The 22,934-nt window shown below is 65.1% G+C and carries 31 protein-coding genes; 24 read left to right on the top strand and 7 right to left on the bottom strand.

Translation table 11 applies throughout. The annotated features are described in order from the left end of the window. Window positions 1-7: 7 nt before the first annotated feature. From ACNSN4_RS01040 to ACNSN4_RS01080, 9 genes are all read left to right on the top strand, one after another. Complete coding sequence (locus ACNSN4_RS01040) at window positions 8-379, top strand: hypothetical protein (RefSeq protein ID WP_418283910.1); 372 nt, start codon at window positions 8-10, stop codon at window positions 377-379. Beyond that, on the top strand, window positions 379-771 hold the full coding sequence (locus ACNSN4_RS01045) for a hypothetical protein (RefSeq protein WP_418283911.1): 393 nt from the start codon (window positions 379-381) through the stop codon (window positions 769-771). The genes ACNSN4_RS01040 and ACNSN4_RS01045 overlap by 1 nt, the downstream gene beginning before the upstream one ends. After that, window positions 768-1,595 (top strand): hypothetical protein, encoded by an 828-nt coding sequence (locus ACNSN4_RS01050; protein ID WP_418283912.1) that lies wholly within the window; start codon window positions 768-770, stop codon window positions 1,593-1,595. Before ACNSN4_RS01045 ends, ACNSN4_RS01050 begins: the two co-directional genes overlap by 4 nt. A gap of 329 nt (window positions 1,596-1,924) precedes the next feature. Beyond that, on the top strand, window positions 1,925-2,389 hold the full coding sequence (locus ACNSN4_RS01055) for a hypothetical protein (RefSeq protein ID WP_418283913.1): 465 nt from the start codon (window positions 1,925-1,927) through the stop codon (window positions 2,387-2,389). Continuing rightward, complete coding sequence (locus ACNSN4_RS01060; protein WP_418283914.1) at window positions 2,389-2,781, top strand: hypothetical protein; 393 nt, start codon at window positions 2,389-2,391, stop codon at window positions 2,779-2,781. The genes ACNSN4_RS01055 and ACNSN4_RS01060 overlap by 1 nt, the downstream gene beginning before the upstream one ends. Further along, complete coding sequence (locus ACNSN4_RS01065; RefSeq protein WP_418283915.1) at window positions 2,778-2,993, top strand: hypothetical protein; 216 nt, start codon at window positions 2,778-2,780, stop codon at window positions 2,991-2,993. Before ACNSN4_RS01060 ends, ACNSN4_RS01065 begins: the two co-directional genes overlap by 4 nt. Continuing rightward, window positions 2,990-3,175 carry a hypothetical protein gene (locus tag ACNSN4_RS01070; protein WP_418283916.1) on the top strand — a complete coding sequence of 62 codons (186 nt, stop codon included), beginning with the start codon at window positions 2,990-2,992 and terminating at the stop codon, window positions 3,173-3,175. Before ACNSN4_RS01065 ends, ACNSN4_RS01070 begins: the two co-directional genes overlap by 4 nt. Further along, the gene (locus ACNSN4_RS01075; RefSeq protein WP_418283917.1) at window positions 3,172-3,480 is read left to right on the top strand and encodes a hypothetical protein; all 309 of its coding nucleotides are present in this window, start codon (window positions 3,172-3,174) and stop codon (window positions 3,478-3,480) included. Before ACNSN4_RS01070 ends, ACNSN4_RS01075 begins: the two co-directional genes overlap by 4 nt. Further along, window positions 3,480-3,680, top strand: coding sequence for a hypothetical protein (locus ACNSN4_RS01080; RefSeq protein WP_418283918.1), 201 nt, complete (start codon window positions 3,480-3,482; stop codon window positions 3,678-3,680). Before ACNSN4_RS01075 ends, ACNSN4_RS01080 begins: the two co-directional genes overlap by 1 nt. A gap of 32 nt (window positions 3,681-3,712) precedes the next feature. Here ACNSN4_RS01080 and ACNSN4_RS01085 read toward each other — a convergent pair whose 3' ends face one another. Further along, window positions 3,713-3,949 carry a hypothetical protein gene (locus ACNSN4_RS01085; protein ID WP_418283919.1) on the bottom strand — a complete coding sequence of 79 codons (237 nt, stop codon included), beginning with the start codon at window positions 3,947-3,949 and terminating at the stop codon, window positions 3,713-3,715. Next, window positions 3,946-4,200 carry a hypothetical protein gene (locus ACNSN4_RS01090; RefSeq protein ID WP_418283920.1) on the bottom strand — a complete coding sequence of 85 codons (255 nt, stop codon included), beginning with the start codon at window positions 4,198-4,200 and terminating at the stop codon, window positions 3,946-3,948. Before ACNSN4_RS01090 ends, ACNSN4_RS01085 begins: the two co-directional genes overlap by 4 nt. A gap of 140 nt (window positions 4,201-4,340) precedes the next feature. Here ACNSN4_RS01090 and ACNSN4_RS01095 point away from each other — a divergent pair, with 140 nt between their 5' ends. The 7 genes from ACNSN4_RS01095 (at window position 4,341) to ACNSN4_RS01125 (ending at window position 8,079) form a co-directional block, all read left to right on the top strand. Further along, entirely contained in the window at window positions 4,341-4,595 is a 255-nt protein-coding gene (locus ACNSN4_RS01095) for a hypothetical protein (protein WP_418283921.1), read from the top strand. Window positions 4,596-4,758: 163 nt separating this feature from the next. Beyond that, window positions 4,759-4,920 carry a hypothetical protein gene (locus ACNSN4_RS01100; protein WP_418283922.1) on the top strand — a complete coding sequence of 54 codons (162 nt, stop codon included), beginning with the start codon at window positions 4,759-4,761 and terminating at the stop codon, window positions 4,918-4,920. Continuing rightward, complete coding sequence (locus ACNSN4_RS01105) at window positions 4,917-5,057, top strand: hypothetical protein (RefSeq protein ID WP_418283923.1); 141 nt, start codon at window positions 4,917-4,919, stop codon at window positions 5,055-5,057. Before ACNSN4_RS01100 ends, ACNSN4_RS01105 begins: the two co-directional genes overlap by 4 nt. Next, window positions 5,054-5,275, top strand: a complete 222-nt coding sequence (locus tag ACNSN4_RS01110; protein WP_418283924.1) for a DUF7389 domain-containing protein — start codon at window positions 5,054-5,056, stop codon at window positions 5,273-5,275. Before ACNSN4_RS01105 ends, ACNSN4_RS01110 begins: the two co-directional genes overlap by 4 nt. Further along, window positions 5,272-6,279 carry a tyrosine-type recombinase/integrase gene (locus tag ACNSN4_RS01115; protein WP_418283925.1) on the top strand — a complete coding sequence of 336 codons (1,008 nt, stop codon included), beginning with the start codon at window positions 5,272-5,274 and terminating at the stop codon, window positions 6,277-6,279. Before ACNSN4_RS01110 ends, ACNSN4_RS01115 begins: the two co-directional genes overlap by 4 nt. After that, window positions 6,276-6,650, top strand: a complete 375-nt coding sequence (locus ACNSN4_RS01120) for a DUF7563 family protein (RefSeq protein WP_418283926.1) — start codon at window positions 6,276-6,278, stop codon at window positions 6,648-6,650. Before ACNSN4_RS01115 ends, ACNSN4_RS01120 begins: the two co-directional genes overlap by 4 nt. Before the next feature lie 292 nt (window positions 6,651-6,942). Continuing rightward, the gene (locus ACNSN4_RS01125; protein WP_418283927.1) at window positions 6,943-8,079 is read left to right on the top strand and encodes a glutamate-cysteine ligase family protein; all 1,137 of its coding nucleotides are present in this window, start codon (window positions 6,943-6,945) and stop codon (window positions 8,077-8,079) included. A gap of 21 nt (window positions 8,080-8,100) precedes the next feature. Here the strand turns inward: ACNSN4_RS01125 and ACNSN4_RS01130 are convergent, their stop codons facing one another. After that, the gene (locus ACNSN4_RS01130) at window positions 8,101-8,583 is read right to left on the bottom strand and encodes a type IV pilin domain-containing protein (RefSeq protein ID WP_418283928.1); all 483 of its coding nucleotides are present in this window, start codon (window positions 8,581-8,583) and stop codon (window positions 8,101-8,103) included. Between the two features lie 299 nt (window positions 8,584-8,882). Here ACNSN4_RS01130 and ACNSN4_RS01135 point away from each other — a divergent pair, with 299 nt between their 5' ends. The 5 genes from ACNSN4_RS01135 (at window position 8,883) to ACNSN4_RS01155 (ending at window position 14,763) form a co-directional block, all read left to right on the top strand. Continuing rightward, window positions 8,883-9,017 carry a hypothetical protein gene (locus ACNSN4_RS01135; RefSeq protein WP_418283929.1) on the top strand — a complete coding sequence of 45 codons (135 nt, stop codon included), beginning with the start codon at window positions 8,883-8,885 and terminating at the stop codon, window positions 9,015-9,017. Between the two features lie 59 nt (window positions 9,018-9,076). Next, window positions 9,077-9,682: a MaoC family dehydratase gene (locus ACNSN4_RS01140; protein ID WP_418283930.1), complete on the top strand. Its 606-nt coding sequence runs from the start codon at window positions 9,077-9,079 to the stop codon at window positions 9,680-9,682. After that, window positions 9,679-11,181: an acetyl-CoA hydrolase/transferase C-terminal domain-containing protein gene (locus tag ACNSN4_RS01145; protein WP_418283931.1), complete on the top strand. Its 1,503-nt coding sequence runs from the start codon at window positions 9,679-9,681 to the stop codon at window positions 11,179-11,181. Before ACNSN4_RS01140 ends, ACNSN4_RS01145 begins: the two co-directional genes overlap by 4 nt. 166 nt (window positions 11,182-11,347) lie before the next feature. Then, window positions 11,348-12,394, top strand: a complete 1,047-nt coding sequence (locus ACNSN4_RS01150; RefSeq protein WP_418283932.1) for a TAXI family TRAP transporter solute-binding subunit — start codon at window positions 11,348-11,350, stop codon at window positions 12,392-12,394. 41 nt (window positions 12,395-12,435) lie between these two features. Next, a complete protein-coding gene (locus ACNSN4_RS01155; RefSeq protein ID WP_418283933.1) occupies window positions 12,436-14,763 on the top strand; it encodes a TRAP transporter permease in 2,328 nt (775 codons plus the stop codon). A gap of 386 nt (window positions 14,764-15,149) precedes the next feature. Here the strand turns inward: ACNSN4_RS01155 and ACNSN4_RS01160 are convergent, their stop codons facing one another. Next, complete coding sequence (locus ACNSN4_RS01160; protein WP_418283934.1) at window positions 15,150-16,352, bottom strand: acyl-CoA dehydrogenase family protein; 1,203 nt, start codon at window positions 16,350-16,352, stop codon at window positions 15,150-15,152. 144 nt (window positions 16,353-16,496) lie between these two features. Between ACNSN4_RS01160 and ACNSN4_RS01165 the strand changes: the two genes are divergently transcribed. From ACNSN4_RS01165 to ACNSN4_RS01175, 3 genes are all read left to right on the top strand, one after another. Continuing rightward, complete coding sequence (locus ACNSN4_RS01165; protein ID WP_418283935.1) at window positions 16,497-17,690, top strand: MFS transporter; 1,194 nt, start codon at window positions 16,497-16,499, stop codon at window positions 17,688-17,690. Between the two features lie 128 nt (window positions 17,691-17,818). After that, a complete protein-coding gene (locus ACNSN4_RS01170; protein ID WP_418283936.1) occupies window positions 17,819-19,078 on the top strand; it encodes an MFS transporter in 1,260 nt (419 codons plus the stop codon). Between the two features lie 58 nt (window positions 19,079-19,136). Next, window positions 19,137-19,592, top strand: coding sequence for a universal stress protein (locus tag ACNSN4_RS01175; RefSeq protein WP_418283937.1), 456 nt, complete (start codon window positions 19,137-19,139; stop codon window positions 19,590-19,592). Window positions 19,593-19,622: 30 nt separating this feature from the next. Here ACNSN4_RS01175 and ACNSN4_RS01180 read toward each other — a convergent pair whose 3' ends face one another. From ACNSN4_RS01180 to ACNSN4_RS01190, 3 genes are all read right to left on the bottom strand, one after another. Next, window positions 19,623-21,026, bottom strand: a complete 1,404-nt coding sequence (locus tag ACNSN4_RS01180; RefSeq protein WP_418283938.1) for an MmgE/PrpD family protein — start codon at window positions 21,024-21,026, stop codon at window positions 19,623-19,625. An 81-nt stretch (window positions 21,027-21,107) separates the two neighbouring features. Then, a complete protein-coding gene (locus ACNSN4_RS01185; RefSeq protein WP_418283939.1) occupies window positions 21,108-21,488 on the bottom strand; it encodes a glycine zipper domain-containing protein in 381 nt (126 codons plus the stop codon). Window positions 21,489-21,559: 71 nt separating this feature from the next. Then, on the bottom strand, window positions 21,560-22,861 hold the full coding sequence (locus tag ACNSN4_RS01190) for an RNB domain-containing ribonuclease (RefSeq protein WP_418283940.1): 1,302 nt from the start codon (window positions 22,859-22,861) through the stop codon (window positions 21,560-21,562). Between the last annotated feature and the right edge of the window lie 73 nt (window positions 22,862-22,934).

Here is a 22,934-nt window from a genome sequence, read left to right on the forward strand (position 1 = left end):
GATAGCGATGAATAGCATCCCCGCACCGGACGAGAACGACCGGCCGCTCAACCAGCCCGAGACGGTCACGCTCGACCCAGGTGAGCGAGCGACGGTTTCTTACGAGGCGCACCAGCGGACCGGCGGGGGATTCGTGCTGCCGATCCTCGGCATGACGAAGCATCCAGATAGTATCTACAAGGCGACTGTTGACGGCTCTGAGACGATCTATAACGAGTCGGCCGTCCCGCCGACGGATGTCGACGACAAGACGGTCACGTTCGCACCGGCCTACTCGTTCGACAGCTCGCTTACTTGCGAGATAACGAACCTCAGCGACGCAAGGCGCCGGTATACGGTGCAGCCAATCGGCTTCGAGAAGACAGGAGGCGGTGAATAATGGCACTTGACACTAACACGGAGGTCGAACAGATCCGGAAGGTCCAGAACGAGCAGGGCGAGCAGGTCTCACCGGCCACAGAGCAGCAGCAGATGGAGATCGCGGACTCGGTCGGCAACCATGACGACCTCACGCAGTTCGTTCACGAGACCTCGGGGACGACCGCCGAACCGCTGCCGTCTCACGCGGTCCCTGACGGGGTTACGGTGCTCGTTGAGTGGAAGGAGACCAACAGCGGGAACGTTTACATCGGCGACGACACGACGCAGCACTCGGCTCTGACGCAGGTCGGGGACGGTCGCCTGTTCCCCGTGACCGACACGTCGACGATCCACGTCCGCACGCCGACCGCCGGTGATGCTGTCGTGGTGATGTTCGAGGTGGACGCATGACCGGGATCGTATCGGGCGGCGGTGGCGGCTACGACTACGTTCAGGCGAGTTTCCCCGACGACGCCGATGAAGGAGAGTCGCTGTATCACCTCGACAACAACGCCGCATACGTCTATACCGGTGTAGAGTGGACAGAGAAGACCGTTACCGACCACTCGCAGCTTTCCGGCGTGGACAGCGATACGCACCACCCGCGATATACGGACGGAGAGGTGCTGGCAGCCGTTGAAGCGGGAGACCTCGATCGAGTGGATGGCGTCAACGGTCACCGGATCAGGTTTGACAGTAGCGGCAGTTATGTCGAGTTCACCGACAAGAGCAACGATCGATCGGATATTGTCACGGCCGACACCTACGTCAACGACTTGAGCGGCGGGACGTGGATCTCGGATTTGTCGCCGGGGACGATTGGAGCGCTGCCCGCTACAGACTACCAGCCGGAAGCAGACACACACAGTCGCCCAACGTCAACCAACACCGGCTCATCTTCTGGGGGCTGGACGACAATCTTCTCTGGGTCGTCGGGTGTCACAGAGAGCGGGACAGACTTTTCCGTAGATATGGCGGCAAATGCGTTTGAGGTCACGATTTACAAGGATGAGGATAGGTCCCGGAACTTTTCGTGCAGTATGACATCGAACGGCCCGCACTCTTTGAGCGCAGGCGGGACGGTGCCTGATTATAGTTCAAAAACCTTCGTCAGCACGGGGCAGTCCGACCACTACACAAACATCACCGTGAGTTCAAATTATTCGGTCAACGCACAGGTAACTGAAATAAGGGTGTATTCCCCTCCCGTGGGAGGACATGCCCACAACATCTGATAAAAATGGCACTAAACAATGAGTTGACGGGAGGCGGTGGTACAGGCTCCGAATACGACGGTGGGCAAACGGACAACGGGAGCACGTCCATAACCGATGGGTATGTTCCCACCTCCGGCACGTCGTTTAGTTCCGGCGGGTCGAGCAGTTCGAGCAGCTCGTCGTCCAGTTCGAGCAGTGACACCGACTCGAATCTCGGATCGTGGGCGGATGATCCGGTCGAGGTCGCCGACGACTACGGCGACGACACGGGAAGTGGTTCGAGTAGCGATGATGACGACGACGACGGCAGTTCGAGCAGTGACAACGACACAACCGACAACGACACCATGAGCGACACAGACTCAAATCTCGGATCGTGGGCGGATGATCCCGACGTGGAGGTAACGGGCGACAGCTACGGCGACTTCGACGCTGGCGGGATGGAAGGGGTCGACGGCGAGGTAACCTACACCATCGACCAGTACGGCGAGGCCTACATCGAGGAGGACGAGGACGGCAACGAGCAGCTGCTGGCGCCGGAAGGATTCGAACTCGACGACGACCAGCAGGAGGCGCTGATGGAGAACCTCGCAGCCGGAGAGGAGGCGGTCGATGGAGCCGCCGGAGACATCGAGGCGCTGCTCGCGGAACAGCGCGCGGCCTACGAGGCGCAGATAGCCGCGCTGATGGAGAGCCTACCCATCCCCGACCAGCTCGGCGGGTCGTCTGGCGGCGGCGGCCTGACGCCCGCAGTCGGCCTCGTGGCGCTGCTGGCGATCGGCGGTGGCGCCTTCTACGTGAGGGAAAACTGATGTGGGGTAGCGACGACGGCACCGACATCGGTAGTGTCCTCGGCGCTAGCATGTGGAGCGAAGACGACCTCGACGAGGCGATCGAAACGGCCGAAGAGGAGGGCTACCCGCCGGAGACGATCGAGATGCTGAAAGAGGAGCGCGACGAGATGATGGAGTATCAGGCGGAGAACGACATCCAGCCGCTCACGGACGATCCCGATGTGGATCCGGGCGACGTGGGCGGCGAGACGTGGATCAGCGATGTCGGTGACGCGCTAAACGATCGGAACGTTCCGATGTATCAAATCCTCCCGACGTGGACGTGGTTGCTGGTCGGCGCGGTCGGCGTCGGCGCCGCGTTGTGGCTGCTGCGACCGGTGCTCACCATCGGATCGGAGGTGGTCGCGTGATCGCCCCGTTTGTGCAGTGGATCGTCGCTGCGGCGGCGATCGTCACGGCGGCCGCGACGACGGGGACGTTCGCGGCGGCGCTGGCGGTCTGGCGGCTCGTGAAGCAGCACGAGCGCACGCTGCACGGCAGCCAGCAAAACGACGCGTGGAACGGGCTCATCCAGATGGTCACCACGCACCGTGAGGCGCTCGAAGAGGAGGGCACGCTGTGATCAACGCGGCCGCCGAGTGGGCTGTCGCGGCTGGCCCGCCGAACTGGCTGTTCGCGCTGGCGCTCCTGACGCATCCGAAGGTGTGGTCCGACGCCGCGGTCCGGACGGTCCGGAAGCGCGTGCTCGACGACGACGGCGACACCGACGGCGGAGATCCCGCCGACGTGGAGGGTCAGACGTGAGACTGTTCGACCCGGAGGACGAGCCGGACGGCGCCGTGTTCGCGCCGCACCACATGTATCTCGGGCTCATAATCCAGATGGTCGGCGGTGCTGGCGCGCTGTTCGCGTTTGCGTCGATATGGCCGTACTATCCCGTCGTGGGCTCACTCGCGACGCTCGCGGCGCTGGGCGTCGCTGGGCTCGGCTGGGTGGTCTCCATCGACGACGCGATCGAGCACGCGACGGTACTCCCGACGCCGCTCGATGAGCTGTGGAAGCGCTTCATCTACCCGATCGTCCGGCGGATCGAGGAGCGGGGCGAGTGATGCGCTGGAACGACGATCTGCCGGACACTTGGAACGCGGCGCCGGACGACCCGCCGGATGTCGAGAGCGACCACGCGGTGACGATGGAGAAGCGGCCCGGCGGGCGAGAGGGACAAGAACTACGAGAGCAACAGACAGGCGCCCGGCTGGCGTCGACCGCGGTCGCGCCGCTCACGGATGCGGTTCAGGCCTCGGAGTAAACGCGCGCCGCTCACGCGGCGCTCTCGGCGTTCTAGACAAACTGCTTTGTTTCTGGGTTCGTGTGCTCGGTGATCACTTCATCGACACCGTCACGGCCGCTCATGGACTCTAGCAGCGATTCGTTCGTGTGCTTGAGTGTAGAGTAGTGGTCGGCCTCGTCGATCCCTTCGTCCCAAGCTTCGCGCTCGCCGGGAGCGAAGACGCCGCGCTCGTCGAGACGGTCAACCAGCTCGCGGAGATCGTCGCGATAGGCGTCGATCAGCGTCATCGACCGCCGCCCCCGTTCCCTCCGTTGACTTCGCGCTTTCGGCGGTCGACTTCCTTCCGAACGGCCGCCTCGACGAGTTCGAGCCGTTCCTCGCGCTGGTAGCTCTCATAGACCTCGTCGAGAATCGGATCGACGTGCTGGCGCATTTGGATCGCGTGTCGGATCCACTCGCTTTTCGAGTCACCGTAAGATAGCTCTGACTCTATCTCTGCATCTAACTCGTCCGACAAGTTGATCGTTGCCCTCGCCATGTATGTTCATCATATTGTATGCACGTAATACTGTTGCTACGTGGCTGCATTTTGCGGTAAATCGCGGATTAGAAGTTTTCTAACGACTGTTATGCGCCATGAAAATGTTTAAGTGAATACGTTATGTTGTGCATAACTGCATGGCACAAGCCAACCAAAACACGGGCTCGAAAACCCGTGTGACGGCGCAAATCGCAGATCGGCGTAAAATGGAGCTTAACCAAATCGCGTATCAGCTATCCGAACCGGGCGACCCGGTGAACGTCTCGCAACTGATCCGCGAGGCTATCGAACTCTACGTTCAACAGTTCGACACTGACCCGGACGCCTGCTCACCCCGCGAGCGTGGCGGATTCGGCGGTGTTGAGATAGAACTTGACGAAGGGGCCGCCTAATGTCTGTCCGTCAGGACGAGATCCCCAGCAGCCCCGAATCGATTAACGACACCGCGGGTCAAAAATCCGGCGACAGAAGAGCCCGGACGCATTTCGACGCTCGCGATGTGCTGGCGGGTCGTCTCGACGGCGCGACCGTCGCGCAGGCGGTGGAGGATCGACAGTGAGCCGGTCGGCCATGGTCACGCTCCGGTCCGATCGCGGGACGGACACCGAGATCGTGGAGGCGACCGTGCTCGCGACCGACGCCGCTCTGATCGACATGGCGCGTCGGCAGGCTGGAATCTCGGGGAGCGAGTTCAAGAACGGTGAGGTGGTCGCATGAGCCGCGCTCACGTCGTCTGCCGCGATTGCCTTTTCGAGGGGCTCGCGCCCTCGGTCGAGGCGGGTCACCGCGCCGTCGACGCGCACCGGGCGAAGGAGGACGGGCACACGATCGCAATCGGGTTGATCGAACTGTGAGCGACGCGTTCGAGACGAAGATCGTCGTCACTCGCGGTACCGGCTCCACCGACAAGGAGAAGATCACGACCACGGTTACGGCACCGGACATGCGGACCCTGAAAGAGCGCGTCGACGATGTTCGCGCCGAGATGGAGGACTGGGCCGACGACTTCCGAGCTATCGACCCGGACCGCCCTCTCAACGACGGACAGAGTCAGCTCGGAGGTGAGGTGTGACCGACGACCTGATCCCGCTCGACCCGGAGGAGGGCGTCGACCGGTTCCTCGCGCACCGCGCCCCGAAGTGGCGAGATGCGACCTACGACAACGCTGTCCACCGAATGGGCGTCTGGCTCGACTGGTGCGACGAGCAGGGTGTTCGCGACCTCAACGACCTCACGGGCCGCGACCTGTCCGATTTCGTCGCGTGGCGCCGCGACCAGATCGCTCCGATAACGCTCCAAAAGCAGCTATCAACGGTCCGCGTGTTCCTCCGGTGGGCGGCCAACACCGACGCGGTCCGCGACGGCCTCGCCGAGAAGCTGCAAGCGCCGGAGCTGCCCGACGGTGCGGAGTCGTCGGACGTGGTGATCGAACCGGAGCGCGTCAAGGAGATCCTCGCGTATCTGGACCGTCACGACTACGCGAGCCGACAGCACGCGATGGCCGCGCTCCTGTGGCGGTCCGGGATGCGCCGCGGCGCGCTGCACTCCCTCGATGTCGACGATCTCCGGCCGAACGACGACGCGATCGTACTCCGTCACCGCCCGGAGCAGGGTACGAAGCTCAAGAACGGCACCGACGGTGAGAGGTGGGTGTATCTCGGCCCGACGTGGTTCCAGATCGTCGCGGACTACGTCACCGATCGCCGCATCGACCAGACCGACCAGCACGGACGTGAACCGCTGTTCACGACGCGCTACGGTCGGATGCACCTAACGACGATCACGGACAACTGCTATCGCCTCACGCGGACCTGCGAGATGACCGGAGAGTGTCCGGTCGGCCGTGATATCGAGGAGTGCGAGGGCACCCGACATCCCGGCCACTGTCCGGTCAAACGCGGCCCTCACGCGTGGCGTCGGTCCGCGATCTCCGAACACCTGCGCCTCGGAACCGATCCCGACGTGGTCAGTGAGCGGATGAATGTCTCGCTGAAGGTGCTGTACCGCCATTACGACGTTCGAACGAACCGCGAGAAGATGAGCGTCCGCAAGGACCAGATCCCCAGTCAGTCATGAATGCAACCATCGACACAACGGCCGATAAGTTACAGAGAAGACACAGCAAACCCGGATATAACCTTCCCCGCGAGTCCATATTTCTGCGCCGCGAGCAACATCGTGAGTCCGCTCCTTCACTCACTTCGTTCGTTCAGTCGTTCCCTCGCGTGCCCCCGTTCGCTTCGTCGCCGACACGTTGGCCGACTACAATAGGCACGGTGATTCGTCTCGGGCCCGAGACGGATCCGCGTCGATGTCTCGACTGTGATAAGCGACTTCCACGCGAATACGCCCGCGTTCACGGCCGCGACGACGGTCGGGCTCACCGCTCCCCGGTGTGCGATCAGGGATTCGGATCTGCAGGGGTTCGGCCGCCGGGCTCGATGTGAGTTCTCGACCCGCGGAGCAGTCCGGTGTGCTCCCTAATCATCGGACACCGTGTGAGTTCACGAGTTACTGCTCGCTTAATCGTGGAACCGCACACGGCAGGGCCGTCTCACGAATCGCGGGGGACGGTCGGAGTGCGTATTGTGCACAACGTCAACCCAGTCGGCAGCCCAGGAGAGTAATCCGAGTCTGCCGATTTGCCACCGCCTACAAGTTGATCGTAGCCGAAATTTTGGTCGGATACGAGTGTTATAACGAACAGACCGCTCTGCGTAGGGTTTCGGACGGCCAATCATGGAAGAACACACGTCCAACGGATCCGATACGACGCTCACGGAGAAATCCGAAGGACTTCGACGTGGCATCGAGGTCGAATATTGGGTAGTAGACGAGGAGGGTCGGCTGGCCGACGCGGAACCGCTCGTGGACGGATCGGAGGGGATCGACCGGGAGTTCATCGAACCGATACTGGAGATCAAAACCAGTCCGTGTGATTCGACCGATCAGACGCGGGACGAACTCTGCGACAGAATCGTGGGCGCCCTTGACCGTGCCGAAGCCATCGACCTACGGCTCGTACCGCTTGCGACGCCGATCTGTCCGGAGGAGATTCGGGACGTCCCGAGCGACCGGACGCGGATTCAGGAGGAAATCATCGGCGACAGCTTCGAGTATATCCGCCACTGTGCGGGAACGCACATTCATATCCAGCAGTCACTCAAACGGGAAATAGACCAGCTCAACACCCTCACTGCGCTGGATCCGGCCATGGCGCTGGTCAACTCGTCGCCGTACTTCGAGGGAAAGCCGCTCGCATCCGGCGCCCGTTCGGAGCTGTACCGGTCGATGGCGTACGATGGCGTGCCGAATCAGGGCAAGCTGTGGCCGTACTGCGACAGCCTCGACGACTGGGAACGACGGGTCGATAGCGGATACGACGCGTTCGAGACGGCGGCCAACGCGGTGGGAATCTCCCGAGAGCGCTTGGAGGCGAGTTTCGACCCCGAGACGTCGCTGTGGACGCCCGTTCAGATACGCAGCGCCGTCGAGACCGTCGAGTGGCGCTCCCCCGATACGGCGCTCCCGAGCCAAGTGATCAACCTGGCGGACGACGTGACATCGATTCTCGAACATCTCGAAAACACCGAGGTTCGAATCGAAGGAACCGAGGGGAGCGTAACGGCCGACGCGATCGTGTTACCCGAGTTCGACGCGCTCATGGACTACGTTCAGGCCGCGATCCGCGACGGGCTTCAGTCACCGATGGTCAGGAGCTACCTCGAACGGATGGGCTTCGACGTGGATTCCTATCGGCCGATATCACACGAGATCGCAGGAAAAGCGGAGGTTTCGACCGAAGAAGCCCGACGGATCCGGCTGGAGTACGCCGATCGACTCGAGGACGACGTTCGAACTATTAAAATAAATTAGTGATGCAATCGATACTGTCGATCAGTTCAGCGGGAAGTCGTTGTCAACGGTCAGGTCTCCTGTTGCCTCGAAGCTTCTATCTAGGAGGATCGAGTCACTGGATTCGTGGACCACTCGGATGCGGATATCGTTACCGGATGTTAACGCGGTAGCAGTATTGTCACCGTTGTCGAGGTCCGCAACGAACTGATCGCCAACCGAGAACCGGCTGTCGTATGCGTTGGCCGACCTGTAAGTATCCCCGTCGAACGAGACGATGACGGTTAGTTCATCGGATTCAATCGAGTCTCCGCCGTTGTGCTCAATTGTCGTGTTGTTCGCAGCGTAATCCACGTTAACATTGAGCTGCGCCGACGGCTGGTTGTCTCCGAGCGAGTCGCCGAGTCCGAGCACGAACGTCCCGATGACGGCCGCGAGGATCACTGTAATTGCGACCATGAGGATGACCCCGATAACAGGGCTCACCGCACGGTCGTCCGAGTTGAACAAGTTGGTTGCTTTCATGGGTTTTGAATCCAGCCGTACGCCGGTACGGATCGACTAGTCGCCGATCCCGTCCGGTTGCTGGTTACTTAACACGAGGTAGACCTTCCTTAATTACTTACCGACCTAGCTATCAACCCTGAAAATTAGTCGGCCGTGTTTACATTCCAGATACGTGGCAGATTTTCCGTAGCCGACGCTCAACGGCTCGCGCGCTTGCCCCATCTACAGCGATCGGATGTATCTCGACCTCCAGCAATTCCGTGAGAACGGGACCGAAGCCTGCAACAGTTATATACTCTCAGTGAATCCCCTCCGTTATGGGCGTTTCCGAGATACTCGAGGGACAGAACCTCACGCATCGCCAGATGGGTGCCATCATGATCGGCTGGCTGGTGCTCGTGACGATCGTCTCCGTCGGGCTCCTGCTGTACACCGCGAGCAACATCGTCTGAACCCGGCGGCGGGGGCCGCGAACACAACCCTCTTTTAGTCGTTCATCATCGATGCGGATATGGAACCCGACAGCGATTCACACGACCGCGAGGAGGCCGTAGCGACATCGACCGACGGCGGAACCGACCGACGGCTCGTCGGCGGGTGGGAGGGGCGCTACTACGAGGACTTCGAGATCGGCGACGTGTACAAACACCCGTACGGGCGCACCGTCACGGAGACGGACAACGTCTGGTTCACGAACCTGTCGATGAACCTCAATCCGATGCATTTCAACGAGGCGTACGCGGCCGAGACGGAGTTCGGCGAGCGCCTCGTCGACGGCACTTTCGTCATCGCGCTCGCGGTCGGGATGAGCGTTATCGACGTGAGCGCCAACGCCACCGCGAACCTCGGCTACGACGAGATCCGCCACCACGCGCCCGTCTTCCACGGCGACACCCTCTTCGCCGAGTCCGAGGTCATCGAAAAGCGCGAGTCCTCCTCGCGCGACCACGTCGGCATCGTCACCACGGAGCTGCGGGCGTACAACCAGGAGGACGAACTCGTGCTCTCCTTAGAGCGCACGCCGATGGTGCTGAAACGCTCGTACGCCGAGCCGAGCCCCGCGCAGCCGACGGGCTGGCCCGAGGGGATCGGCACGCAACCGGAGGATCTGGAGTGAGTTCCCCCGGTTCTAGCGGTCCCGACGCCCCGACCGCGAGCGACCCCGTTCCGGACGTCCGGCTCGGCGGCGACCTCCCGATCGCGACCCCCGAGGAGGCCGCCGCGCTCGTGCCCGAGACCGCGACGCTGCTCGTCTCCGGTTTCGGCGGCGTCGGCTACCCGAAGCTCGTCCCCGAGGCGCTCGCCGCGGGCGACGCCCGCGAGCTCACGGTCGTCTCCGGCGGCGGCGTCGGCGACGAGATCGACCGCGCCCTCGTCGAGTCCGGCGACATGGCCCGCCGGTACCCGTTCGTCCCGAACGAGACCTCTCGGGCGGCCGCCAACGACGGCCGGATCGCGTTCCACGACCGCCACATCTCGCGGCTGGCCGACGAGGTGCGCTTCGGCGGCATCCGCGCCGGAATGCGCGGGGAGACGATCGCGGTCGTCGAGGCCGTCGCGGTCGGTCCCGGCTGGCTCGTCCCGTCGACGTCCATCGGTCACACGCCCGCATACGTGGGTGCCGCCGATCGCGTCATCGTCGAGGTGAACCGCGCCCAGCCGGTCGAACTCGCTCGCGTCCACGACGTGCACGTCCGCGAGAATCCGCCGAACCGCGCCCCGATCCCCCTCGACGATCCGCTCGGCGAGACCGACGGGCCAGCGGTCCGGTTCGACCCCGCGAAGCTCGCGGCCGTCGTCGAGACCGATCGGCCGGACGACCCCTACGAGTTCCGGGAAGCGTCCCCGACCGACGAGGCGATCGCCGAGAACCTCGGGGCGTTCCTCGAAACCGAACTCGACCGTAACCCGCTCTTCGACCACGCGGCGAACCTCCAATTCGGCGTCGGGAGCCTCGGCAACGCGCTGATGGGCGCGCTCGCGGACGTCGACTTCGGCGACCGTCCCGTGTCGTACGTCGGCGAGGTCGTCCAGGACGGGCTCCTCGACATGCTCGACGCCGGCGACCTCGAGGGCGCGAGCGCGACGTCGCTGGCGCTGTCGACCGACGGCCAAGCGCGATTCTTCGACGACATCGAGCGCTACGCCGAAGACGTGGTGTTGCGGCCGGCGGACGTCTCGAACGCCCCCGAACTCATCGACCGTTTCGGCGTCGTCGGCGTCAACAGCGCCGTAGAGGTTGATCTCTACGGGAACGTGAACGCCACCCACATCGGCGGCACACGCGTCGTTAACGGGATCGGGGGCGGCGGTGACTTCGCTCGGAACTGTCGGCTCGGGGTCATCGCGCTTCCGTCGACGGCAGTCGGCGGCGACGTCTCGCGGATCGTCCCGCTCACTCCCCACACCGACCACACCGAACACGACGCGAGCGTGGTCATCACCGAACACGGCGTCGCGGACCTCCGCGGATGCTCGCCACGGGAGCGAGCCGTCGCGCTCATCGAGGTCGCCGATCCGTCGTTCCGCGAACCGCTCGACGCGTACCGCGAGCGAGCCGCGGCCGAGGGAGGGAACACGCCGCACGACCTCGACACCGCGTTTTCGTGGAATTAGCGTGACACGAACGTGGGCGTTCGGTCGGGTTTCGTGTCCGAGTGCGTGAAATAACCGAACGACTAACTCGTGATAGAGTGAGCGTTTTCGAGTGTTGGGTATCGCGGCCGTGAAATCTGCCCGGCTACGACACGCTTTTATCAATCGACGTAATGCCTTGAGTCACATGATAGATGGTGACAAGCCAACTCGACGCGACGTAGTAAAAGGTGCGGCGACCCTCGGCGTTGTGGGGCTCGCGGGTTGTTCCGACGACGACGACGGGGACGAAGTAACGATCACCATTGGGGGGACGTCGACGGGAAGTTCCACGCAGGCGGCCGGACAGGCGCTCGCTCGCGCGGCACAGCAGCACAGCGACTTCGTCAACATCTCCGTCCAGGAGACGGACGGTTGGACGGCGAACCTGTACGAGTACGACGCTGGCCAGATTCCGGCGATGGGCGTCGACAACAACTCGCTGGCGAAGGCGATCGCCGACGAAGGACCGTTCGCGGACGATCCGGTCGACTCGCTTCCCCACCAGGGGTTCCTGTTCACGTCGCTACAGATCCACTGGGTCGGCCTCGACGGGAGTGGCCTCGAATCGACGGAGGACCTCCGCGAGGGCGGCTACACGATCTATCCGATCCAGCCCGGATTCGGGACGCGGCTGCTCACCGAGGAGATCATCCGGGAGGCGGACATGTGGGAGCAGAACGACATCCTCAACGTCGACACGGGCGACATTCCGGGCGCCGTGGAGGAGGACCGCGTCGACGCGCTCTGTCTGTACGGCGCCAACGGCGTCAACCTCTCCGGCTGGTGCCAGGAGGTCGACGTGCGAAGTGGCGGGCGGCTGAACCTGCTCGAAGTCGACGACGACTTCCGGCAGACCATCGAGGACCACCCCGGTGCGATCCTCGAGGAGATCGAGCCGTACGGGTACGAACAGGAGGTCACCGAGTTCACCGACGAACTCGTCACGTGGTCGCTCGCGGGACAGTGGGCGTTCAGTCCGGAGATCCCGGCTCGGGCGACCGAGGAGGTCTGCCGGCTGGCGCTCGAACACGAGGACACGCTCCGCGAGTCCGACCCGACCACGCTCGAGTACTCACCGGAGGCGATGACCGCGACGGTCATCCCCGAGCTCGAGATCCACGAGGGCGTCGCCGACTTCTTCGATGACAACGGCGTCTGGGACGACTCCTGGATCCGCGGCGAAGCGGAATAACCGGCGCGTAACCCCTCGAACACCCCGTACTTTCACGACGGATGGCTAATCAACCCACCAATTCCACCGATCCGACCGATCCGCCTGACCAGTCCGATACGTCAGACGAGAGTCTCCTTGCCGATCAAGAATCACTCGACTTAGCTCCGGGTGAGCGGGGACAGCGACAGCTCTGGCTGTACCTCCTCTCGATGCCGTTCTGGTTCCTCATCATCTTCCTGCCGACGCTCATCGTCCCGAACTTCCTCTCGGGCGCGTACGGAGCGGCGCTCCCCGAGCTGCTGTTCGATAACCCGGTCGCGTTAGCGGACGCTGCCGAGGCCGTTTCGACGACTATCTTGGGCGTCGCCGGTGTCGGGGGAGTCATCGTCGTCTCGCTGCTCATCTTGTGGCTCGGGTCCGGCGTCGAAGAGCGGCTTCGGATGGCGCTGGTCTCGTTTTCCATCCCGTACTGGCTGATCGTGATGTGGTACTCGTACACCCAGCTGATGCCGCGAGGGCAGTACGCGGTCGCGTTCCTCGGCGGGATCCTCGGGCTGTACGTGATCTCCGAGCTCGATGACCCGATTATCGAACGGAACTGGCTCGAAATCGGCTTGCTCGTCGGTTCCGGACTCGTCTCGCTCGCCACGAGCGCGTACCTGTTCATCAACTACCAGCGGGTCGCGATCGACACGGTCGGGCGCGCCACGCAGCCGGAGCTGGCAATGGCGTTCGCGTTCACGCTCGCCATCATCTACCTCACGTGGCGGTCGTTCGGAATGACCTTCCTGATCGTCGTGCTCGCGGGGATCGGCTACGGGCTCACCGGCCCGTACATGCCCGGCGCGCTGAGCCACGGCGGGCTCTCCGGCACGCGGATCCTCCGGATCCTCGTGGTGAGCGTCGACGGGTTCTTCGGGTTCCTCACCCGGCTCGTGGCGGCGTGGATCGCCCTCTTCCTGCTGTACGCCGGACTCCTGAAGGCGTACGGTGCGTTCGATCTCATCCTCCGGCTCGCGGTTCGGTCGGCGAAGTACGTCGACTCCGGAATCGCCCAGACGGCCGTCATCGCCAGCGCGGTCATCGGCTCCGTCAACGGAAGCCAGACCGCGAACGCCGGTATGACGGGATCGTTCACCATCCCGCTGATGAAAGAAAACGGCGTCAAGCCCGAGACGGCGGGCGGCATCGAGGCCGTCGCGTCCACCGCCGGGCAGGTGCTCCCGCCCGTGATGGGCGCGGGGGCGTTCATCATGGCGTCGCTCATCACCGGGATCACCTACGTCGACGTCATTATCGCCGGGCTGATCCCGGCGGTGATCCTCGTCGTCTCGATCGTCATCGCGGTCCACTACGTCGCGGCGCCGCAGATCGACGACCCGGAGATGAAAGGCGTCATCGGGGAGCCGATGAGCCAGCGCGCGATCCTGCTCGAATCGCTGAAGTACGGGGTTCCGCTGCTCATCCTGATCTACATCCTCGGCGTGTTACAGTACACCGTGATGACCGCCGCGTTGTACACGGCGGTCTCGATGATCGTCTTCGGCGTGACGATCCCGCAAATTCAGGCCACGCTCGACGGTGAGAGCCGAATAGAGGCCTTCTTCGACACGATGAAACAGACGGTCGACGGCTTCCGCGAGGGGGTCATCGTCGTCGCGCCGGTGACGATCATCCTCGCGGCGATCAACGGCGTCGTCGACATCCTGATGGCGACCGGCGTTCCGACCGCAATCTCGCTGACGCTGCTCGACCTGTCGGGCGGCGTGATGATCATCGCGGTGATCCTCGCGATGATCATCTGTATCATCCTCGGACTCGGAATGCCGACGACCGCGGCGTACACGGTCGTGGCGCTGCTCGTCGCGCCGACGCTCATCAGTCAGTTCTTCGTGCCGGACCTGGCCGCCCACTTCTTCGTGTTCTACGCCGCGATCCTCGCCGGCCTGACGCCGCCCATCGCGACGTGTGTCGCGGTCACCTGCGGCATCTCCGGCGGCGGGTTCTGGGGGAGCTGTAAGGAGGCGCTGCGCATCTCCGCGCCGCTTTTCGTCCTCCCGTTCGCGTTCGTCTACCACCCGGAGCTGGTCTCCGGTGAGTTCACGTACGCGTCCCTCTCCGCCGGCGCGATCGCCATGCTCGGATCGCTGGCGATCATCCACGGGATCAACTACCGGTTCGTCTTCGGCCGCGGACAGACGTACGGGCTCCGTATCGCCTTCTTCGCCGCCGGTGTCGTGGCGATGGTTCACCCGATGCAGCTCGTCCAGTTCGGCGCGCTCGCCGCCGTCGGCGCGCTGTACGTGCTGCAGGTCATCGTCGGTCGCCCGAACCCGATCGGCGCGATCCGGGGGGCCGCGGGCGTCATCTCCGGACGCAAGCGATAACGGAGGTCGTAGCGGGCGACACCCGACCGGACGTTTTCGTCCCCGTTCGGTAGCAGAGAAGTGTTCGGCTCCGTCGCGATTCGGTTCTTCGAGCGTGTTCTCGCGCGCCACGAGCGCTCGCTGAAGGGCGCTCTTGATCGGCGGCTGGAGTGAGTGACGTGGACGGATCGAGCGGTTGTTTATCTGTGATCGAACGGTGCTGCTGGCGGCCGTTTATACGCACTTGACGACTCTGCGGTACACACCTCCAACGCCCAGCCGCTCGCTTACAAACGATCGCCGCCATCGCTCACGGTCAATTAAATGCCGTATCGCCGCAACCAATCTGTAACACTCACTCCCGCCACCGATCGTCGCTCTGTCTGCACTGGCCGGAACTGGGTGGATCAGTACGACCGCGGCAGTCCGAGCACCCGTTCGCCGAGGTAGTTGAGCGCGAGCTGCTGGGTCACGGGGACGAGCCGCGTCAGCCGCGCCTCGCGGAAGTAGCGTTCCACGTCGTACTCGCGGGCGACGCCGAAGCCGCCGTGGGTCTGGACCGCGGCGTCGGCCGCGTCGAACGCCGCCTCGGCGGCGAGGTACTTCGCGACGTTCGCCTCTGCGCCCGCCTCGGTTCGATCGAGGTCGTCGAGGCGGTCGGCGGCGTCGTAGATCACCTTCTTGGCCGCGAGCAGGTCGGCGTACGCCTCCGCGAGCGGGTGTTGGATCGCTTGGTTCGCCCCGATCGGCCCGCCGAACACCTCGCGCTCGTTGGCGTACGCGATCCCGCTCTCGAGCGCGGTCTCGCCGAGCCCCAAGCACTCGGCGGCGATCACCAGCCGCTCCTCGTTGAGCCCGTCGAGTACCTGGTAGAACCCCTGTCCCTCCTCGCCGATGAGATTCTTCGCCGGAACGCGGACGTCGTCGAAGAAGAGCTGATAGGAGTGGACCGCTCGGCTCGCAGTCTTCGGAATCGACTCGATCTCCAGTCCGTCCGCGTACGCGTCCTCTAGGTCGACGAGGATCATCGAGATGCCGCGCGTTCGCTTCTCGACCTCCTCGCGCGGGGTCGTCCGCGCCATCAACACGAGGTAATCGCTGTCCTCGACGCGGGAGATCCACACCTTCTCGCCGTTGATCACGTACTCGTCGCCGTCGCGTCGGGCCCGAGTCGTCATCGCCGTCGAGTCGGAGCCGGCGTTCGGCTCGGTCAACCCGAACGCTTGGATCGTCTCCTCTCCCGCGGCGACCTTCGGAAGCAGCTCTTCTTTGATCTCCTCGCTCGCGTACTTCACGATCGGCACCGAGTTGTAGATCCCGCCGTGGATCGCCTGCGGCGCGGAGAACCCGCCGCCGCTGGCCGCGATCTCTTCCATCATCACGACCGCCTCGCTCGTCGACATCCCGACCCCGCCGTACTCTTCGGGGATCAGCATTCCGAGCCAGCCGTCCGCGGCGAGCCGGTCGACGAACTCCTGTGGGTACGTCGCCGTGCGGTCGCACTCCCGCCAGTACTCGTCGTCGAACTCCGAACAGAGGTCGCGAATGCTCCGCCGAACCAACGACTGCTGTTCGGTGAGCGCGACTGAATCGCGCCAGTCTTGTGGCATACGATGACCTGCACCACCTCGTCTGATAAGGGTTCGCGTCGTGGCGATCCGTGCCCGGAATTGGCAGCCTGACACGAGTTCCGCCACGGTCCGGGTTGCCGAGAGCGGACCGCTTATGAATCGGGCTGTGGTGCCTGACGGTGGATGGACCGTTCCTACTGGCGGACGGTGTCGTTGGTCACGCTGTGGCAGGTGTCGGCGAGTATCTGTTATTACACGGTGTTCGCGGCGACGCCCTTTTTCCGCGACGCCTTCGGGCTCTCGCGGTTCGAGGTCGGGATCGTCGTCACGACGCTCACCCTCGGCTACGCGATGTTTCTCCTTCCGGTGGGTGCGCTCACGGACCGATTCGGCGAACGGCGGACGCTCTCTCTCGGGCTCGTGGGGCTCTCGGCCGGAATGGTTCTCGTCGCCGGCGCGCCCACGTACGCGCTGCTTCTCGCCGCGGTCTTCCTGCTCGGCTCGGTGTACAGCACCGCGATGCCGGGGACGAACAAGGCCGTGTACGACAGCGTCGAACCGGGCCGACAGAACATGGCGATGGGCATAAAACAAGTCGGTGTCACCGGGGGGAGCGGTATCAGCGCGCTGCTCGTCACCGGGCTCGCCGGGTACTTCTTCTGGGAGATCGGCTTCCTCATCGCGGCAACTCTCGGAATCGTCGTCGCGGTCGGGTTTTACGTTCTCTATCGTGGCGAGGGCGGCGGGACGACCAGCTATCCCGATCTCCGGGGGTTGGCGAGTAACCGACCGTACATGCTGCTCGCCGTCTCCGGGTTGTTCCTCGGCGCGGCGCTGTTCACCACGACCGGCTACACCGTGTTGTACGTCGAGGAATCGATCGGAGCGTCGGTCGCGTTCAGCGGCGTCGTGCTCGCTATCGTGCAGCTGTTCGGCAGCGGCGGTCGGCTCCTCGGCGGGTGGCTCTCCGACCGGCTCCCGGGCGATCCGCAGACCCGGATCGGCGGAATATTGCTGGTACAGACGCTTGCGAGCGCGGCCCTGTTCCTCGTCGTTGCCCGGACGACGACGCCGGCGAACGCCGGGATCGCGTTCGCGGTGCTCGGCTTCTTCGTGCTCGGGTTCACCGGCGTCTACTACTCGTGTATGGCGACGCTCGTCCCCGCCGAGCAGATGGGGAGCGCCACCGCGGGATGCCAGCTCGCGTTGACCTCGGGGGCGCTGTTCGCGCCGCCCGCCTTCGGCTACCTCGCCGACACGCTCGACTACCGCGCGAGCTGGACGCTGCTCGCGGGCGTCTGTCTCGTCGCCGCGGTCCTCGTCGTCTCCGTCATCCGCTCGGAGCCGCCGGTCGGCGAGACGGCGATGGCGGAGTGAGTCGGGACCCGATACCCGCCGTTTCTCACCGAATTCTGTCGGTCGCTACCGCCGGTACCGCCCCGCCGTCGCGGCAACCTCGGCAGCTACCCCCGGACCTATCAGGGACCACGGAGAACCCGTGCTCAATGGACGCCGACGAGCAACGGATCGTGGCCTTCACCGCCGGGTCGCACGGGCTCGTCCACACGTACGAGCTCTCGATACCGATCCTGTTGACGGTGTGGATCGCGGAGTTCTCGACGACTGCGGCGGCGCTCGGTCTCATCGTCACGATCGGCTACGGCCTGTTCGGCGTCGGGGCGCTCCCCGGGGGTATCTTGGTCGATCGGTTCGGCTCCAAGCCGCTCATCCTCGCCTGTCTCGGCGGGATGGCCGGGTCGTTTCTCCTCGTGAGCGTCGCACCGAACCTCCTCACGCTCGCGGTCGCGATCGCCGTCTGGGGCGTCACCGCGAGCGTGTACCACCCCGCGGGGTTGGCGCTGATCTCGAAATCGATCGACAAGCGGGGAACCGCGCTCGGTTACCACGGGATCGGCGGCAACCTCGGGATCGCCTTCGGCCCGCTGGCGACCGCGCTGCTGTTGTTAGCGTTCGACTGGCGCGTCGTCGCGGCGGCGCTGACGCTTCCCGCGCTCGCGGTCGCGGCCTACGGACTCACCGTCGACGTCGGAGCGGCGCTCCCGGACGACGCCTCGTCTTCGTCGGACGCGGCGAGCGAGGGGGGCACTAAAGGCGAGGTCTCGCTGGCGACGATCGCCGACGACACGCGGATCCTGCTCGCGGGCGGCTTCCTCGTCGTCTTCGCGTTCGTCACGTTCAGCGGGCTCTACTACCGGACCTTCCTCACGTTCCTCCCCGATCTGCTCGGCGACGTGCTCGGTGGACTGATCGACGTGCAACTCATCGACCCCGAGAGCCCCTACGCCGACGAGTTCGACGTCGGTCGATACCTGTACGTCGCCGTCCTCACGGTCGGCGTGCTCGGCCAGTACCTCGGCGGTCGGATCGCCGACCGGATGTTGCCGGAGCGAGGACTGATCGCGGTTATGGCCGTGTTAGCGGTGCTCGCGCTGTTGTTCGTTCCGGCGGGCGCGACTACCGCGACGTTCGTCGTCGTCTCGTTGCTGCTCGGCGTCGCGCTGTTCACGGTTCAGCCGCTTTCGCAGGCGACGGTGGCCGCGTACTCGCCAAGCGAGGCCCGCGGCATCTCGTTCGGCTACACGTACCTCGGCATCTTCGGGGTCGGTGCACTCGGGGCCGCGCTCGCGGGAACGGTGCTCACTCGTGCTGGTCCACAGGAGCTGTTCTTCGTCCTCGCGTCCATCGCGACGCTCGGCTCGCTGTCGGCGGTCGCGGTCACCCGCTTCGCGACGCGTCAAGACTGACCGGCGACGCGCCGCTCGGACGGCGGTATTTAAGAACACACGTGGGTAATCGTGGCGTATGTATCACGTCCTGCTGCCGATCGATATCGAGGAGGGCCGTGCTCGCTCACAGGTGGAGCTGTTGGAGTCGCTTCCGGTGGACCCGGACGAGATCAGAGCGACGGTGTTACACGTGTACGAGGCCGTCGACGCGCCGGCCGACGAGGCGGGATCGGCGCTTATCGACGACATCAACGAATCGATCGAGGAGCTTCGTGGGGTTCCGGACTCGCTCCAACTCGTTGAGGCAGAGCTCGACGCGCTCGGGATCGCGAACGACCGCGTGCTTCACGTGGGCGACGCTGCAGAAGCGATTCAGTCGGTCGCCCGCGACCGCGACGTGGACGCCATCGTCATCGGGATGCGGAAGCGCTCGCCGGTCGGCAAGGCGCTGTTCGGCAGCGTCAGCCAGACCGTCCTGCTCAACGCCGACCGCCCGGTGATCGTCGGCAAGCCGAACGGCGACGGCGAGTAGCGATAGCAGCCGTTTCGACAGCCTGCCTTCTCACTCGGTTGCCGCGTCCACCAGCTCCGCAACCGTCGGTCGCCCCGCGCCCGCTCCGGGCGCCGACGCGAGCGACTCGACGACCGCAGCGAGCCGTTCGGCGTCTACGCCGGTTCCAGCGAGTAATCCCTCGACCTTCGCACGGCTCTCCGCGGTCGACATCGGCGTCTCCGGTTCGCCGAGCGGGTTCCGCACGGAGCGCTCGTGGGTCTCGCCGTCGGCGGTCACGCTGACCTCGGCACCCCATTCGCTGGGGAACCGCTCTTCGACTCCCTCGTCGGTCGTGACGCGCGTCGCGTCCATCAGCCGACGAGTCTCGGGATCGTTCCACCGGGGTGCGTCATCGAACCGGCCGACGGCCCGGAGAAACGGCTCGGCGCCCGCCGACCCCTCCGTGAGCGTCAGGGCGGCGGCGAACGGCGCGGAAAACTGGCAGTCGACGAAGCTCTCGGGGCGGCGTTTCGCCTCGATCGGGTCGCCGGTGAGCCGGATGCCCGGGCTCGGGATCGCGACCTCGACCGCCGTCACGTCTCCGGGGTCGACCGCGTCGGAGATCTCTCGGAGCCCGTCGATCGCGGCGTGGAGGTAGCGACAACACGGGTACGGCTTGCGACCGGTCTCGGCGACCGCGTCCCGCGACTCCAGTCGATCGATCGCCGCGGGGTTCGGGCCGTCGGTGTATCCCGTGAGGAAACCGTGGTCGCCCTCGATCGGGTCGGCGGCGCCGACGACGCCCGCCGCGGCGAGGTCGGTCGCCTCGATCGCTCGGCGGGCGGCGAGCCCGGGGTGGAGCCGCTTGTTCCACGCCCCGTTCGCGAGGAACTGCAGGGAGCCGGCGGCCTGACTCCCCGCGATCCCGAGGGCGTTCCGGAGCGCGTCGGCGTCGAGGTCGCGGGCGACTCCCGCGGCGGCGACGGCCCCGAACGTCCCGCACGTGGCGGTCACGTGGAAGCCGCGGTCGTAGTGCGAGTCCGGCCCCACGAGCTCCCCCACGGTGCAGGCGACGTCGTAGCCGGCGGCGACGCCCGCGAGGAACCGGTCGACGCTCGCGTCTGCGCCCTCGGCGGCCGCGAGCGCGGCGGCGATCGTCGGCGCGCCGGGATGCAACGAGGAGGGGAGGTGCGTGTCGTCGAAATCGAGGCTGTGTGCGAGCGCGCCGTTCGCGAGTGCGGCGTCCGCGGGAGTCATGTGCTCGCCGGTCGGGAGGACGGTCGCGGTCGCGTCGGTATCGGGGTCGGGCGCCGGGCCCGAGAGCGTTCGGACCCCTTCGAGTATCGATTCAGAAGAATCGGCGTGAGCGGCCCCGCCGATCGTCACGGCGAACCAGTCGAGAAGATGGTCCGGGAGGTCCGGACGGTCGCCGTCGACGGTCTCGCAGTGGTCGACGATTCGATCTGTAACCATACGGAGGCGTGCACAGCGGCGGGTATCAATATTCGGCTGTCGGCAGGGACGACCCGAGCGTCGAGGCCGACGCGCCGCGATTCACTCCTCGTCGTCGGACTCGCCGTGTCCCTCGCGGTCGTCTTCGTCGTCCTCACCCTCGTTGACCGCGATCGTTACGGGTCCGTCGTCTTCGTCGTCCCCGTCGACGTCCACCGTCTCGTACTCCGACAGGGTCGTCTCGCGGGTGTCGTCTCGGGCGTGCTCGAGCTCGCTCATCGCGTAGCCGACCGCGTAGCCGGTCGATCCGCCGACCAGCGCGCCGATCCCCGCTCCGACCGGTCCGCCGCGGGCACCGAGCACCGCGCCGGCGAACCCGCCGAGCGTGGCCGCCCGCTCGGCCTCTCGTTCGGACCGGGTCCGCTCACGCGCCGAACCGCCTCCGCGGACGCCGTGGCTCTCGTCGTGGTCGTGATGAGTCATACTCTTCGTACGGGTTCCGGCGGCCTATAGGCTTCGGCGGTCGTCGAGAGAGCGGCCGTCGCCTCCCTGCGCTAGACCGTGTGCTTCGCTTCGCCCGGGTCCTCGACGACCTCGACGCCGCGATTGTTGACCGCGTAGGGGTCGAGCCCCTGCTCTTGAAGGAACTGCTTGTAGAGCCGCTCGGCGGTCTCGCCGTCCTTCTGTTTGTCGCTGGCGTGGTCGCACAGCTCGATCAGGTTCTCGGGGACGTCGTTCTCGTGGACGATCCAGTGGTTGATCGTGTCCGAGAGCCGCCGAATAGGCGAGGTGAAGTGGCCGTAGATGTCGAAGTTGAGCGCGTGGTGGCCGCCGAACGGGTCGTTCATGTACTTCGCGCGGGGCATCACTTTCAGCACGGCCCGCTGGATCTTGTTGAGCTGGCGGTCCGGCGCGGTTTCGAGGGCGGCGTTGACGGCCTTTCGCGGGTCGCCGCCCCACGCGTCGCCCGGGATCGAGACGCCGTCGAGGTCCTGGATCTCCTGGAGCGCCTTGCTCCACTGGTCCGGGGTCGGCTGCGGGTGGACGCGGTACATCGCCTCGACGCCGCGGTCCCACATCAGGGTGTGTGTCACCGCCTTGTTCGCTTTCAGCATCGACTCCTCGATGATGGTGTGTGCGTGGTCGCGGCTGGGATTCAACACGAGCGAGCCGTCCTCCTTGCGCTGCTCGTGCATCCGGTCGGCCAGTTCGAAAGCGAGCGTGTTCTCCTCGCCGAGCGGGAGCGAGGGGTCCTCAAGTCGCTCTTCACACTGCTTGTAGGTGAGCCGCTCGTCCGAGTTGATGACGGACTTGTAGATCTCGATGTCCTCGAAGGAGAGCGTCTCGTCGTCGATCTCCATCTCGACGGTGTGCGCGAGCCGGTCCTCGTTCGGGACGAGCGAGCAGACCGTCTCGGCGAGCACCGGCGGGAGCATATGGATCGTGTAATCGGGGAGATAGACGGTGTTGGCCCGCTCGACGGCCTCCTCCCACATCGCGGTGTCGGGGGTGACGTAGTGGGTGACGTCGGCGATGTGGACCCACAGCCGGTAGGCCCCCTCCTCGCGCTCGATCGAGATGGCGTCGTCGAAGTCCTGTGCGTCGACCGGGTCGGTCGTCCACGTGGTGAGCCCCCGGAGGTCCCGCCGCTCGTCGATCTCGGCTTCGATCTCGTCGTACACGCCCTCGGTCCGGGTCTCGGCCTCGCGCAGGACCTCGTTCGGGAACTCGTCGCGGATCTCGAACTCCTCGAACAGCTCCGTCCGCTTCTCGGCGAGGCGGTCCGCGAGCGCCTCCGTGATCGTCACGGGGCCTTGGTCCTCCGCGGAGCCCGGCTTCGGCTCGTCGTCTGACATACGGTGACCAACGCGGGTCCGTTAGAAAGGCCTGTCGGGGAGCGGCGACCACGCGGGAGATAACAGAGCGGAG

The sequence above is a fragment of the Halorubrum marinum genome (genome assembly GCF_048381195.1).
In the GTDB taxonomy this organism is placed as follows: domain Archaea; phylum Halobacteriota; class Halobacteria; order Halobacteriales; family Haloferacaceae; genus Halorubrum.

Coding starts and splice junctions, on each gene's coding strand:
- ACNSN4_RS01040 (WP_418283910.1), top strand. CDS start 8: ATGAATAGCATCCCCGCACCGGACGAGAACGACCGGCCGCTCAACCAG.
- ACNSN4_RS01045 (WP_418283911.1), top strand. CDS start 379: ATGGCACTTGACACTAACACGGAGGTCGAACAGATCCGGAAGGTCCAG.
- ACNSN4_RS01050 (WP_418283912.1), top strand. CDS start 768: ATGACCGGGATCGTATCGGGCGGCGGTGGCGGCTACGACTACGTTCAG.
- ACNSN4_RS01055 (WP_418283913.1), top strand. CDS start 1,925: ATGAGCGACACAGACTCAAATCTCGGATCGTGGGCGGATGATCCCGAC.
- ACNSN4_RS01060 (WP_418283914.1), top strand. CDS start 2,389: ATGTGGGGTAGCGACGACGGCACCGACATCGGTAGTGTCCTCGGCGCT.
- ACNSN4_RS01080 (WP_418283918.1), top strand. CDS start 3,480: ATGCGCTGGAACGACGATCTGCCGGACACTTGGAACGCGGCGCCGGAC.
- ACNSN4_RS01085 (WP_418283919.1), bottom strand. CDS start 3,949: ATGACGCTGATCGACGCCTATCGCGACGATCTCCGCGAGCTGGTTGAC.
- ACNSN4_RS01090 (WP_418283920.1), bottom strand. CDS start 4,200: ATGGCGAGGGCAACGATCAACTTGTCGGACGAGTTAGATGCAGAGATA.
- ACNSN4_RS01095 (WP_418283921.1), top strand. CDS start 4,341: ATGGCACAAGCCAACCAAAACACGGGCTCGAAAACCCGTGTGACGGCG.
- ACNSN4_RS01105 (WP_418283923.1), top strand. CDS start 4,917: ATGAGCCGCGCTCACGTCGTCTGCCGCGATTGCCTTTTCGAGGGGCTC.
- ACNSN4_RS01120 (WP_418283926.1), top strand. CDS start 6,276: ATGAATGCAACCATCGACACAACGGCCGATAAGTTACAGAGAAGACAC.
- ACNSN4_RS01125 (WP_418283927.1), top strand. CDS start 6,943: ATGGAAGAACACACGTCCAACGGATCCGATACGACGCTCACGGAGAAA.
- ACNSN4_RS01130 (WP_418283928.1), bottom strand. CDS start 8,583: ATGAAAGCAACCAACTTGTTCAACTCGGACGACCGTGCGGTGAGCCCT.
- ACNSN4_RS01135 (WP_418283929.1), top strand. CDS start 8,883: ATGGGCGTTTCCGAGATACTCGAGGGACAGAACCTCACGCATCGCCAG.
- ACNSN4_RS01140 (WP_418283930.1), top strand. CDS start 9,077: ATGGAACCCGACAGCGATTCACACGACCGCGAGGAGGCCGTAGCGACA.
- ACNSN4_RS01150 (WP_418283932.1), top strand. CDS start 11,348: ATGATAGATGGTGACAAGCCAACTCGACGCGACGTAGTAAAAGGTGCG.
- ACNSN4_RS01155 (WP_418283933.1), top strand. CDS start 12,436: ATGGCTAATCAACCCACCAATTCCACCGATCCGACCGATCCGCCTGAC.
- ACNSN4_RS01160 (WP_418283934.1), bottom strand. CDS start 16,352: ATGCCACAAGACTGGCGCGATTCAGTCGCGCTCACCGAACAGCAGTCG.
- ACNSN4_RS01165 (WP_418283935.1), top strand. CDS start 16,497: ATGGACCGTTCCTACTGGCGGACGGTGTCGTTGGTCACGCTGTGGCAG.
- ACNSN4_RS01170 (WP_418283936.1), top strand. CDS start 17,819: ATGGACGCCGACGAGCAACGGATCGTGGCCTTCACCGCCGGGTCGCAC.
- ACNSN4_RS01175 (WP_418283937.1), top strand. CDS start 19,137: ATGTATCACGTCCTGCTGCCGATCGATATCGAGGAGGGCCGTGCTCGC.
- ACNSN4_RS01180 (WP_418283938.1), bottom strand. CDS start 21,026: ATGGTTACAGATCGAATCGTCGACCACTGCGAGACCGTCGACGGCGAC.
- ACNSN4_RS01185 (WP_418283939.1), bottom strand. CDS start 21,488: ATGACTCATCACGACCACGACGAGAGCCACGGCGTCCGCGGAGGCGGT.
- ACNSN4_RS01190 (WP_418283940.1), bottom strand. CDS start 22,861: ATGTCAGACGACGAGCCGAAGCCGGGCTCCGCGGAGGACCAAGGCCCC.